This window comes from Aminobacter aganoensis (assembly GCF_014206975.1).
In the GTDB taxonomy this organism is placed as follows: Bacteria; Pseudomonadota; Alphaproteobacteria; order Rhizobiales; family Rhizobiaceae; genus Aminobacter; species Aminobacter aganoensis.
In genome coordinates this window covers 17,716-30,237 of record NZ_JACHOU010000025.1, presented here as the reverse complement: position 1 = coordinate 30,237, position 12,522 = coordinate 17,716, and the positions used below count along the sequence as shown (strand labels likewise).

The window sequence follows — 12,522 nt, the reverse complement described above, 5'->3', positions numbered from 1 at the left end:
GAGTGTAACGTCTGGCGGCTATGCGAACGCTGCTTCCTTTTCCAGGGCAGGCCTCCAACATCCAATGCTTTCATCGGTGATGCGCTCGATACCGTCCTTGATCGCCTCGATTGCAAGTTCGTTTAATATCTCGAACACCCGAGCCGTGATGCCGTCACCGAGGCGAGAAAGATGGCGAAGGCTTTGGCTCGATAGACCCGATGGAAGTCTGAGCGGCAGGCTGCGCAGGATCGCGGTTACCAATTCCTGGAACTCCTCATCTGCCTTCCACCTGGGCAGTACGAACTGATCCAGCCGTCGGGCCAGTTGGGTGTCGCCGGCAATAGCGTCTCGCGCTTCCGACACGCCAAGGCAGACAAGCGAGGCTTTGATCTCGTTACTCAGATATCGCAGAAGCTGCAGGATCACGCGCTGTTCCCTCGGAGTCCCAGCGAGAAGGTTATGAACCTCGTCAAACACCAGAACGCGCACATTGTTGCTTTTCAGCAGGAGGACGGTTCTGATCTCAAGTTCCATGAGGGTCAGGCGTTCGTTGATGCTGGCTCCCATTGCCATCAGCAACTGCCCATATATCCGGCGCTCTGTTGGGCGCGACGTCAATGTAATTGCCAGCACCGGCATGCTCTCCACGCCGGTGCTGTGGTTGATGGTGGGCGGATGATCGCGCTTGAACTTCTCCACGAGCATGGTCTTGCCCATGCCGCTATGACCATAAATAGCGAGGCCGGGTGGGCGTGTTGTTGGCGGATGATCGCATAACGCATCAAGATGCCGCAATACCCGACGAGCGCGATCAAAGCCGACCCATCGATCGGACCGAATGGCACGAATCCTTGTATGGTTTGGTCCATTTGCCAGTGCGGCAGCGCCGGGTGCCAGGTGAGGGAGTTCAATCATTGGTCCCAATATTCCGTGTCGTCGTCAGAATGATTATGTTTTGTCAAATCGATAGATTGAACGGTACTGTGTCCTTCACGGCTCGGTTCAGTTGGTCTTCTTGTAACATTCCGGCGTGCTTTTGCGCTTGAGGATGCTGCGATATCCTCGATCTGTCTCTGTTGTGCGATAGCCGCAAATATAACGTCCTCATGCAATTCAAACCGTCCCTGGTCTCGAAGGGCCTTCTTGGCGTGCTTCCACTCCCACCAGGAAACAGGTGGGAATGCGAGATTGCGGTACCGTGCTTCAATAAATCGGCCATCTGATTGGCGAACGAATATTCGGGACAGGTCTCGTGGGTCATATTTGATCTCGAGTTCGCCGCCACGACCGACATCGCGTGATAATGCATCAGACCAGTACCGGATCTTTTCCAGATGGATGCCGTCTTTCAGCAGGCGCCGCCGTTCGCCAGGCAGGAAGCTGGTCCAGAATGCCATTCGATCAGATGGCAGGTTGAAGTCGACTTCACCTTGCCGTTCGCGCCAGACCGCCAGGGGAGGGCGCAACAGCGAGGTATGTATCCGCTGGTGATATTTGCCGACGATCTCCAGCGCGATCCATTTTTCCAACTCGCGCAATGTAAGATTCGCGCGACCCTCTGAATCGTAGCCGCCTCTAATCTTCACATTGCTGAAAGTTGTGCCGGGTAGCAGATGCACTGCCCCCATCATTGTGCCGATCAACCGTTCGATATGTCCGCCGAACCGGGGTGTGGCCGGCGGCCTGAACAGGAGTTTCATGCCGTACTCCCTGCAAGCATCGGCCAGCGCTCGTGACCTGAAATCTGCCCCGTTGTCGCAATGAAGAACCTCGGGCAATCCGGCGACAGGCCAGGGGATGTCAATTCCTCGCTCATCCAGCCAGGCAGTCTTGTCGTATACGGAATGCAGAAGGCATAGGCCGACTGACGTACTCGATGGGGCTTCCAATGATAAATGGAACCCCGCGACCATTCTCGTGCAAACGTCGATGGCGATCGTCAGAACTGGTCGACCGATGGGTTTACGAAACTGTTCGTCGACAACTATGACGTCGACGATGGTATGATCGATCTGCCAAAGGGCGTTCGGCTTTGCCACATTGAACTGACCAGGGCTTGGCGTCGAGGCGGCTTCAATCTCGCGTTCCCCCCGTTTGCGGGCCGCTGCCATAGGAATAAGTTCCGACACTCTACGCTGGACGGTGCTCCGGTGAGGAGGGGACAGACCTTCCGTTAGGCAGACTTGCCCAATACGCCGCAAGAGTGCAGCAAAGCTTGGTTTTTCTTTTTTAAGCCAGAAGCCATCCACTTGCTCGGCAATGACACGCTCGGTTCTCGGGTCCAGCCTGACAGCACCTGCTTGTGTGCCGCGTTTTCTGGGGCAGAGACTGGATGTGCGTTGCGTCTTTCTGAACCGTGCAGCGAGCCGAAACAGCGTTGATCGCGGGATGCCAAATTTTTCACGTGCTGCCGCGACGACCTCAGCAGTGACCTCACCGCCTGTACGGCGGAGAAGATATCGAAGGAATTCCTCCGGGCAATCATCGTGTTCAGGGTAATCTGGGGGTGAGATCATACGCGAGACTACGGTCGATCGACCGGTCGATCAATCTCATTTTGAGTGTAACGTATGCCCGCTGGAGTCTCATTTGAAGCGTAAGGTGTTACACTTCAATCTCACACAAGCAATTGAAATCACTCACTGCGTGAGTCCCAGTTTCAAACATAAATCGACACCCACAGCACCGGGGCGCTGACGCCGAGCAGCCAGAAGATCAGGCCACCGAGAAAGCCTTGCAGCGCCGCCACCAACACAGAGCCTTTTACGGTGGCTCTAACGACGACCGCAAATTTCTCGATCAGCGCATCCCGCTGTGAGGGGCGCAAAGGGATCGCGTCCTTGATCCGGCGCGTCAGGCTGGAGCCGTCCCTAAGCAGAAAAAACGTCAGATAGAGCATCACGCCGAGCGCGACGACGAAGCCGATCGTGCTCTGCCCAACTGTGACCGCGTAGGAAGCTAGCAACTGGAGAAACTGGCTAAACAACTGGGATAGTCGCTCGCGAACGGCTTCAAAGTTCGACATATCGAAGCGTTCGAGCAATCCCTTGACCCAGTCGGGTAGCATATCTCCGACGCTCCTGAGATACTGGTCCAGATCCAGTCGCCCCGACTGGATGTTGTTGTAGAGATTGGTCGCTTCGATCACCAAGGAGGACGCAACCAGCATCAGGGGCACGATGACCAGAAGGAAGACGACTCCGAGGGTGATCATCGCGGAAAGGCCGGCGCGCTTACCGGTCATTCTCAGCAAGCTGCGGTAAAGCGGCGCAAAGACGATCGCCGCCACCACGCCCCAGAGGATCGCACCGAAATAGGGCCATACGATCAATCCGAACGCCAGCGACGTCGCTACGAGGAGCCACAGAAAGGCTTGGTCCTCTATTGTACGCATCCAGATCCTCCAGGATCCCCGCTCAGGGCCGGGAGCATCCCCAGACATATATCCGCAAACCGGCAAGAAGCCTACGGCGTGGCGTCAAGCCTGTGTGGGGGTGCATCGAAGATGATCTCCTACCAGCCCGATTGAAGACAGCGTCGGGGGAGGCCCCATGGAAGATGAACACCCGCACTTTTTCGCGGCCGTACTTGCGGCTGTTCAGGGGCGACGGCAAACGCGCGACACCCTAGATCTACGCAGGCATCTGGAAGTCTAGCCTTCGCCCATGCCCTCGGCCGGCTTGGATGCACTCCCTTCGCGCACCCTCTGCTCGATCCGCTGTCCGACGTCGGCATCGACGCTCTTCCAGTACTGGAAGGCACGTCTCAGGACCGGTTCGCGCACGCCGCCAAGCAGGCTGCCGGCGACCTGGTCCACGAGCGCGGCGCGCTGCTCGTCGTTGAACACCTCGCGCACCAGGATGCCCGGCTGGCCGAAATCGTCGTCATTGCTGCGCAGCGTATAGGCGCTGCGTACCATTTCGCCATCGGTCTCCCAGCTCTCGGCTACCGGGCCTGTTTCGTCGGCCCAGCTGCGGTCACCGCTGTTCGGCGCGTAGACCGGCGCGTTGCCGCTGTGATGGTATGCCATCTGGCCGTCGAACATGTAGGTGTTCACCGGCACCTTGGGCTGGTTGACCGGCAATTGATGGAAGTTGGTGCCGATGCGGTTGCGCTGTGCGTCATTATAGGCGAAGGCGCGGCCGAGCAGCATCTTGTCCGGCGACAGCCCGATGCCGGGCACGGTGTTGCCGGGCGAAAACGCCGCCTGCTCGATCTGGGCGAAGAAGTTTTCCGGATTGCGGTTGAGCGTCATCTTGCCAACCCTGATCAGCGGATAATCCTTGTGCGGCCAGGTCTTGGTCAGGTCGAACGGGTTGATCCGGTAGGTCTTGGCCTCGGCATAGGGCATGACCTGCACCGACAGGACCCAGCTCGGATGCTCGCCGCGCTCGATGGCGTCGAACAGGTCGCGGCGGTGGAAGTCCGCATCGGCGCCGGCCATGGTCGCGGCCTCTTCATTGCTGAAGAACTCCATGCCCTGCTGGGTATGGAAGTGATATTTGACCCAGAATTTCTCGCCCTTGGCATTGATCCACATATAGGTGTGGGAACCATAGCCGTTCATGTTGCGCCAGGTGCGCGGCAGCCCGCGTTCACCCATCAGATAGGTCACCTGATGCGCGCTTTCGGGATTGTTGGTCCAGAAGTCCCACTGCATGTGATTGTCGCGCAGGCCGGAATCGGGGAGCCGCTTCTGACTGCGGATGAAGTGCGGGAACTTCATCGGATCGCGCACGAAGAAGATCGGCGTGTTGTTGCCGACCAGATCGTAATTGCCCTCGGACGTGTAGAATTTCAGCGAGAAGCCGCGCACGTCGCGCCAGGTGTCGGGGCTGCCCATCTCGCCGGCGACGGTGGAGAAGCGCGCCAGCATCTCAGTCGAGGCGCCCTTCTGGAACAGCGCCGCGCGCGTATAGGCCGATACGTCCTCGGTGGTCTCGAACACGCCGAACGCACCGGCGCCCTTGGCGTGGGGCTGCCGCTCCGGCACCTTCTCGCGGTTGAAATGCGCCATCTGCTCAAGGAAATGCACGTCATGAAGCAGGATGGGGCCGTCCGGACCGACGGTCAGCGAGTTACGGTCGCTGGGCGCTGGAGCACCAGCACCAGTGGTCGATCCGTGAGTTCGATTGCTGCGGGCGTCTTGTTGCTTAGACATGGTAACTCCTGCAAAATCCAACAAATCTAACCACAATGGCTCGCAATTCATATGGGCGAATCTGCCTTGCCAGTCCAGTGAACAAACCATCGCCCATGCGAAAATGGCATCGCCAGACGCGGCCTTCTAACGGAGGCGGCCGCTCGTTGAAGGCGCCGAAGCAGTACGCCGACTGCGATCGCGCACGCGTTGATGGTCTTGCCCTTTTGCCCGCGGTCCTTGAATTTCTTGGCGGCCGCCTGGATACCCCAGAGCACGCCGTCGACATTAATGCGGAAGATCAGGTCCATGTCTTCTGGCGTACGTGGACGATCGGCCGAGTTCTTTTTCGGCATGGTCGATGGCGGCGTAGACTTCATCGCGCTTACTCACATCTGCGACGACGGTGGTCGCCTTGCACCCGAAAGCTTCCACTTCCTTGCGGACGGATTCAAGCTTGTCGGCCTTGACATCGGCCAGAGCGAGGTCAGCACCTTCCTTTGCCAGTCTCAGCACCAGTCACCAACATGACATTGTCGCTCAACCGAATAAGGATCTCCTTCGACATTAGGCACCCCCTTGGAAAAAGTGTATGCTCTTTCTGGCGAAACTGACAGCACAAGGATCATATCTCGGTGCCGGTCCGTTTCCTCCGTACCAGGAGGGCGGGCAGATCGACCGGCAAACTTCCGAGAGCAGTCCCCGACCATGGCACGCGAGCACGCGGGGCGGATTTGCAGGAGCGCAGAAAACCCACAGCAGACGGGATCATCGCCGGACACCATGCATACCCTTCTTACAAGGAGCACGTCATGACTACACATAAAGTAGGCTACTTTATTGGAAGTCTCGCCGCCGGATCAATCAACAGAAAGCTGGCCAACGCACTCGTGCGGTTGGTGCCGCCGGAGCTTGCAATGTCGGAGATTACCTTCAAGGACTTGCCGCTTTACAGCTACGATTATGACGCTGACTACCCGCCGGTAGCCCGAAGTTTTAAGGCCGCCATCACCGCCGTGGATGCCGTGCTGTTCGTCACGCCAGAGTATAATCGCTCGATACCAGGCGGATTGAAAAACGCCATTGACTGGGCCAGCCGCCCCTACGGCACCAACGCCTTCACGCGCAAGCCCTCGGCGGTCATTGGCACGTCGCCGGGCGCGATCGGCACGGCCGTCGCCCAGCAGAGCCTGCGCAGCGTACTCAGCTTCTGCAACTCGCCGCAGATGAACGCTCCGGAGGCATACATCCAGTTCACACCGGGCCTCATCACCGATGATGGTGAGGTCACCAATGACAGCACGGCCGAATTCCTGCGCAACTTCATGGCCGAGTTCCACACATTCATCGCGAGGGTTCGCTCTGTACTTCCCAAGGACGCATAGGCAGTGCCCACGGCGGAACGATACGATGCCGTCGTCATAGGCAGTGGCGACGGCGGCAAATACCTCGCCTGGCATATGGCGCAAGCCGGCCGGAAGGTTGCCGTCATCGAGCGGCGCTGGATCGGCGGCTCATGTCCCAATATCAACTGCCTGCCCAGCAAGAATGAAATCTGGAGCGCTGGCGTCGCTCACGCCGTTGCCCATGCCGGTGCGTATGGCGTTGCGACCGGCCCCGTCTCGGTCGACATGAAGACGGTTGTGGCGCGCAAGCGCGCCATGGTCGAAAGTCTCGTTGCGTTTCATCTCGAACGCTATGAGGCGACGGGCGCGGAACTCATCATGGGCAACGCCCGCGTCATCGGACCAGAAACGATTGAAGTTGCACTCAACGACGGCGGGACGCGGCTGCTCGTCGCTGAAAAGCTGTTTCTCAATCTTGGAACACATGCAACCATTCCGCCCGTCCCCGGTCTGGCCGAAGCCAAACCGCTCACCCATATCGAAGCGCTCGAACTGGACCGGTTGCCGGCACATCTGATCGTTCTCGGCGGGGGCCATGTCGGCCTTGAACTCGCACAGGCCTACCGACGTTTCGGCAGCCGCGTCACCATTGTGGACCGTGGGCCACGGCTGCTGAAGCGCGAGGATGAGGATGTTTCCGACGAAATCCGACGGATTCTGGAGGCGGAAGGCATAGAGGTGCTTTTGTCGGCCGAAATCGAGAAGGTGGAGGGGCGGTCAGCCGGAAGCGTGCGCGCCACCATTCGAACGTCGGACGGCTCGAAAGTGATCGAGGGCACGGACATGCTGGTCGCGGCCGGCCGCACGCCCAACACGCGAGGTATCGGCCTCGAAGAGGCAGGCGTTGCGCTGACGGATCGCGGTTACATTCAAGTGAACGAGCGCCTGGAGACGACTGCAAGGGACGTCTGGGCCATTGGCGAGTGCGCCGGAGCAACGCGGACCTTTTGGGACAAAATCGTCATCGCGTACGGTCTGCGTCGTTGGTATGAGCGGCGGGGCGTTCTGCGCCAGGAAGGCCAGCGCGTCTCGCGGCACTATTATGAACTGCATTGCCTTCTCCAGTCCGAGGTCGGGCAAATTGCGATCGCTGATCTCGACTTGGGCACCGACTGCGTTCGGCACGCCCGGATGTTCTTCGACCGTCCGGACTACGACCTCGCCTCGGCGTTGCCGGGAAGCTTTGCCATCGAGCCGATCACGGGCATGGTGCGAGGCACTCGGGGCGGACTATGTCAACACGACAGCGATGATCTTCGGTGCTGCGCCAGCGTTCGACGATGTGCTCGCCTCAGCTCAACGCATCGAGAGACTATTGAAGGTTCCCGAGGCCGAAGGTGGTGGAGCCCGCAACGCAGATAGCAAGGATTGAGCAGGTCATCGCAGGCGCGGTGAAGGCACGCTGAGCGACGGCCACCTTGCCAAACCACGCAGATGGCTCGGATCCCAAAGCCAGTAAGCATTGAGATAGAGGTTGGCCGCAATGAGTGATATCGAACGGGTGGATGTAGCCATTGTCGGCGCGGGTACCGCCGGGCTTGCCGCGTTGCGCGAGGTTCGCAAGCGTACGGAGAACTTCGTCCTCATCAATGCCGGGCACTATGGCACGACCTGCGCCCGCGTCGGCTGCATGCCGTCCAAGGCGCTCATCGCCGCAGCTAACGCCTTCCATGCGAGGACGAAGCTCGACGAATTTGGAATCCGTGGCGCAGATGCGCTTGCAGCCGACATTCCGGCCATTGTTCATCGCGTGCGGGTGCTGCGGGATCACTTCGTTTCCGGCGTTCTGAAGGCGACGGAGAATTTGGGTCCGCGCAACATAGCCGCGCACGCGCGCCTCGTCGGCCCGAACCGGCTGATCGTGGATGACTGGATCGTCGAAGCCAGGCAGATCGTGCTGGCGCCCGGTTCAAGCCCAATCGTGCCGGAGCCATGGCGCGCGTTCGGCGACAGGATCATCACCTCAGACACGCTTTTCGAGCAGCAGGACCTGCCCCGCCGGATAGGGGTGGTCGGCCTCGGCGTGCTCGGCGTCGAGATCGCACAGGCGCTGGCGCGGCTCGGGATCGAGGTCCACGGCTTCGATGGCGGTGACCGGATTGCCGGCATCTCGGACGAGAAGATCGCGCAGGTTGCGAAAGACCTGCTCGGGCAGGAATTTGCCATTCATCTTGAGGCGCAGGTCGAGCTTGCGCAAGCCGATGGCGGGATCGAGATGCGCTGGGATGGCGGCAGCGTCGTCGTCGACAAGGTCATCGCTGCCGTTGGCCGGCGGCCAAACCTGAAAGGGCTGGGGCTCGAGACACTGGGCGTGCCACTCGACGAAAAGGGCATGCCGGACGTCGATCCCTACACGATGCGGATCGGCGACACGTCGGTCCTGCTTGCCGGTGACGCCAACGGGCAAAGGCCGCTGCTGCATGAAGGGGCCGATGATGGCCACATCGCCGGGCTCAACGCCACCAGCGAAAACCCGATCCGTCTTTCCCGGCGCACCCCGCTGAGTATCGTGTTTTCCGATCCGCAAATCGTCGCAGTCGGTCAAAGAGCGAGCGACCTGGAGTCGGCGACGACCCTCGTCGGCGAGGTGAACTTCGCCGCCCAGGGGCGGGCGCGCACGATGCTGGAAAACCACGGGCTGCTTCGGGTTTATGCCGCGCGTGAGGATGGACGCCTGCTGGCAGCCGAGATGGTTGCGCCTGCGGCCGAGCATATGGGCCATCTTCTTGCGTTGGCGATCGGCCGGAAGCTGACGGTTCACGATCTGCTTCGCATGCCGTTCTACCATCCGACGCTGGAAGAGGGCCTGCGCACCGCGCTGCGCATGGTCGCGCGCGAACTGCCGCCATGCAGCATATCCGATCTTGCCGGCTGCGGGCCGATGGGCGCCGAGGCACTGGAATAACGGGAACGAATAGAGTCGACGGTCGTTCTATCGGGGGTGGGCAGCGCGGTACGGAATCGCTGTCTGACGGTCGCCGAGAGCGATGCCGGTTGCGACGGCAGAAAGCAGATGAAAGGCACCCGCATTGAGGGGCGTCCGGTCACAGCGCCCGGTTGTCGACGTTTTCTCCCCTGCGGGTCACGATAAAAAACCTCAGATGCGGCGAGTTGATTACAAGAGTGGTCTATCCGGGGCTTGTCGCTTACACTGATAAGAGAATTGACCGAGGATTTATTGTTCATGGCCTAACCGGTTGTTTTATGCACAGGGAGGAAAGAAACTATGACATTTCTACTCGACAGGGATGAAGGCAAGGAGCGTTTGGCGGCGTCCGCACATGAAGTCGTCGATCAGGATCGTTCGCCGCATGCAACGAGAACGGTTTTCGACCGGCTGTCCTCTTCGGATCGACGCGGCTTCCTGAAAAGTACCGGGCTGACTGCCCTTGGCGCAGCGCTCGGCATGGCGGTACCCTTCGGACGCCACTTCCCCGATGGCCTTGTTCCTGCGGCGTTTGCGCAGGACACTGGCTCTGACCTCATGTCGGAAAAGGATGGCCTGACGATCCATAACGATCGGCCGCTCAATGCCGAGACGCCGGCCAATCTGCTCGATGACGACATCACGCCCTATTCGCGGCTGTTCGTGCGCGCCAACGGCCTCGTTCCGCAATCTGCGCTCGACAAGGATGCGAGCGATTGGACGCTCACCATCGATGGCGAGGTGGAGAACGAGCTTTCGCTCACCGTCGATGACCTTAAGAACGATTTCGAGCATGTCACTTTGGCGCTGGTGCTCGAATGCGGCGGCAACGGCAGGGCGTTCTTCCAGCCCGGCGCTTCCGGCAACCAGTGGACGGTGGGAGCGGTCGGCTGTCCGCAATGGACCGGCGTGCGGCTGCGCGACGTGCTTGAAAAGGCCGGCGTGAAATCCTCTGCCGTCTATACCGGCCATTACGGGAACGATGTCGACATCTCAGGCGACCCGGACAAGGTCGTGATTTCGCGCGGTGTGCCTATCGAAAAGGCCTTGGAGCCAGAGGCGTTGATCGCATGGGAGATGAATGGCGAGGACATTCCAGCACTGCACGGCTTCCCGCTGCGTCTGGTCATTCCCGGCTATCCGGGCTCGGTTTCGCAAAAATACCTGACCCGGATCTGGATTCGCGACAAGGAGCATGATGGGCCGAAGATGGGCGGCTATTCCTATCGCATGCCGAAATATCCGGTGGCGCCCGGCACCGAGGTGCCGGAAGAAGATATGGAAATCCTCACCGTCATGCCGGTGAAATCGATCATCACCGCGCCGACGACAGGCACGGAAGTAACGCAAGGACAGGCCGTGGAAGTGCGTGGCCACGCCTGGGCAGGCGACGGTGACGTGAAGGCTATGCATGTCTCGCTCGACTTCGGCCAGACCTGGCAGGAAGCGACGCTGGAGCCGGCGCCGAACAAATATGCCTGGCAGCGCTGGCGTGCCGAAGTGACCCCGCCCGAACAGGGCTATTATGAGGTATGGGCACGCGCGACGGACATGAACGACGTCTCGCAGCCGGCAGTTACCCCCGGATGGAACCCGCGCGGCTACGGCAACAACATGATCCATCGCCTCGCGCTGTTCGCCAGCTGATCGGAGCAGCCGTGTATTCCCGTCTTCTTCTGAGTGCAGCCATTGCTTTCGCTGCGGCAACAGGAATTTCGCTGTCTGCCGCAGCGCAAGGAAGCGACTCACGGGCTGCGGCGGATGAAATCCTGCTCGCCCAGGCAATGCGCTATGACCCGATGCGCCCTGCAATGCCATCACCAGGCGCTGCTCCGCGGCCTGAAGGCAATCCGGAATTCGACGGCCTGATCGACGGTCCGGGCGCGGAAGAGACCTTCTATATGTGTTCGGCGTGCCACTCCATCGCTCTGGTCAAGCAGCAACGTCTTTCGGATGCAAGGTGGGATTATCTGTGGAAGTGGATGATCGAGGAACAGGGCATGGCCGATGGTGGTGAGGAGCTGCGTGAGACGATTCTCAACTACCTGAAGGAACATTATTCGTCGCAGCGGTAGCCAGAGTCCCGAGCCGGCAAGGGCTCTTGCCATCTCGAGCGGGCCGATTTCGTCGCCTATGCGAAGGAATAATCGCGGTCTTCGCTGACCTTCAAAGCAAAGGCCGGCAGCCGCCTGACAGAACATAGGCAAAGCCAGCAAGGAAGTTGAACCACAGCACGAAGGACACCACCGCGCCCATGTCCACGTCGCCGAAGAGCGCGCGGCCGCCTGAGAGGACGGTAGCCAGCCCGAACGCCACCGCCACGCCGGCAGCGATGGAAACAGACAGGTGTCTTGCGGTCATGGCATCCTCCGGGGTCAGGCGTCGGCGAGGCGGCCGTCGCGCAGGTGGATCAGGCGGTCGAAACGGTCAAAAATCTTCTCGTCATGGGTGACGGTGACGATGCAGGCTTCCTGCTCGACGGCAAGCTTGCGCAGAAGGTCCATCACCAGTCCGGCCCGCTTGCCGTCGAGCGCGGCGGTCGGTTCGTCGGCCAGGATGATGCGGGGACGGTTGGCCAGCGCCCGCGCAATGGCCACTCGCTGCGCCTCGCCACCCGACAGGAGCGCTGGCTTGGCCGCGGCGCGGTGGTCGACCTCGAGATAACCGAGCAGATCGCCGGCACGCGCGCGACCCTTCTCAACCGACCAGCCGGCGAGGTCGAGGACCACGGCGACGTTCTCCTCCGCAGTCAGGAAAGGCAAAAGGTTATGGGTCTGGAAGATGAAGCCGATCTTGTCGAGCCTGAGCCTCCTCAGGTCGCGCCGCAGCCATTGCCCGTCGAACACCGTCTCGCCGTCCAGCGTCACCTTGCCCGCCGATGGCGCCAGGATGCAGCCGATGACGTTGAGCAGCGTGGTCTTGCCCGAGCCGGAGGGGCCAAGAAGAGCGATCACCTCGCCGGCGCGAACCTGAAGGTCGACGTCGCGCAGCGCATCGACACGGGTTTCGCCGTCCCCAAAATGCTTGGCCACACCCTTCACGTCGATCAGGATTTCGCCGTCCGTCAT

The 12,522-nt window shown here is 60.3% G+C and carries 13 protein-coding genes; 5 read left to right on the top strand and 8 right to left on the bottom strand.

The window, feature by feature from the left end:
• Positions 1 to 18: 18 nt before the first annotated feature.
• From GGR00_RS26065 to GGR00_RS28395, 6 genes are all read right to left on the bottom strand, one after another.
• A complete protein-coding gene (locus GGR00_RS26065) occupies positions 19 to 897 on the bottom strand; it encodes a TniB family NTP-binding protein (protein WP_091523759.1) in 879 nt (292 codons plus the stop codon).
• A complete protein-coding gene (locus tag GGR00_RS26060; protein ID WP_175556740.1) occupies positions 894 to 2,093 on the bottom strand; it encodes a Mu transposase C-terminal domain-containing protein in 1,200 nt (399 codons plus the stop codon). The genes GGR00_RS26065 and GGR00_RS26060 overlap by 4 nt, the downstream gene beginning before the upstream one ends.
• 548 nt (positions 2,094 to 2,641) lie before the next feature.
• Positions 2,642 to 3,376, bottom strand: coding sequence for an AI-2E family transporter (locus GGR00_RS26055; protein WP_184702240.1), 735 nt, complete (start codon positions 3,374 to 3,376; stop codon positions 2,642 to 2,644).
• 258 nt (positions 3,377 to 3,634) lie between these two features.
• A complete protein-coding gene (locus GGR00_RS26050; protein ID WP_184702238.1) occupies positions 3,635 to 5,143 on the bottom strand; it encodes a catalase in 1,509 nt (502 codons plus the stop codon).
• Positions 5,144 to 5,190: 47 nt separating this feature from the next.
• Positions 5,191 to 5,433: a hypothetical protein gene (locus GGR00_RS28400; RefSeq protein ID WP_246441648.1), complete on the bottom strand. Its 243-nt coding sequence runs from the start codon at positions 5,431 to 5,433 to the stop codon at positions 5,191 to 5,193.
• Positions 5,411 to 5,638 (bottom strand): SDR family NAD(P)-dependent oxidoreductase, encoded by a 228-nt coding sequence (locus GGR00_RS28395; protein WP_343065648.1) that lies wholly within the window; start codon positions 5,636 to 5,638, stop codon positions 5,411 to 5,413. The genes GGR00_RS28400 and GGR00_RS28395 overlap by 23 nt, the downstream gene beginning before the upstream one ends.
• A gap of 296 nt (positions 5,639 to 5,934) precedes the next feature.
• Here GGR00_RS28395 and GGR00_RS26040 point away from each other — a divergent pair, with 296 nt between their 5' ends.
• The 5 genes from GGR00_RS26040 (at position 5,935) to GGR00_RS26015 (ending at position 11,529) form a co-directional block, all read left to right on the top strand.
• A complete protein-coding gene (locus tag GGR00_RS26040) occupies positions 5,935 to 6,507 on the top strand; it encodes an NADPH-dependent FMN reductase (protein WP_184702236.1) in 573 nt (190 codons plus the stop codon).
• Between the two features lie 3 nt (positions 6,508 to 6,510).
• Complete coding sequence (locus GGR00_RS26035) at positions 6,511 to 7,890, top strand: FAD-dependent oxidoreductase (RefSeq protein WP_343065647.1); 1,380 nt, start codon at positions 6,511 to 6,513, stop codon at positions 7,888 to 7,890.
• A 121-nt stretch (positions 7,891 to 8,011) separates the two neighbouring features.
• Positions 8,012 to 9,433 carry a dihydrolipoyl dehydrogenase gene (locus GGR00_RS26025; RefSeq protein WP_184702234.1) on the top strand — a complete coding sequence of 474 codons (1,422 nt, stop codon included), beginning with the start codon at positions 8,012 to 8,014 and terminating at the stop codon, positions 9,431 to 9,433.
• A gap of 321 nt (positions 9,434 to 9,754) precedes the next feature.
• Positions 9,755 to 11,101 (top strand): sulfite oxidase, encoded by a 1,347-nt coding sequence (locus tag GGR00_RS26020; RefSeq protein WP_184702232.1) that lies wholly within the window; start codon positions 9,755 to 9,757, stop codon positions 11,099 to 11,101.
• Between the two features lie 11 nt (positions 11,102 to 11,112).
• Entirely contained in the window at positions 11,113 to 11,529 is a 417-nt protein-coding gene (locus GGR00_RS26015) for a hypothetical protein (RefSeq protein ID WP_184702230.1), read from the top strand.
• A 91-nt stretch (positions 11,530 to 11,620) separates the two neighbouring features.
• Here GGR00_RS26015 and GGR00_RS26010 read toward each other — a convergent pair whose 3' ends face one another.
• Positions 11,621 to 11,815, bottom strand: coding sequence for a hypothetical protein (locus GGR00_RS26010; RefSeq protein WP_184702305.1), 195 nt, complete (start codon positions 11,813 to 11,815; stop codon positions 11,621 to 11,623).
• A gap of 14 nt (positions 11,816 to 11,829) precedes the next feature.
• The gene (locus GGR00_RS26005) at positions 11,830 to 12,522 is read right to left on the bottom strand and encodes an ABC transporter ATP-binding protein (protein WP_184702228.1); all 693 of its coding nucleotides are present in this window, start codon (positions 12,520 to 12,522) and stop codon (positions 11,830 to 11,832) included.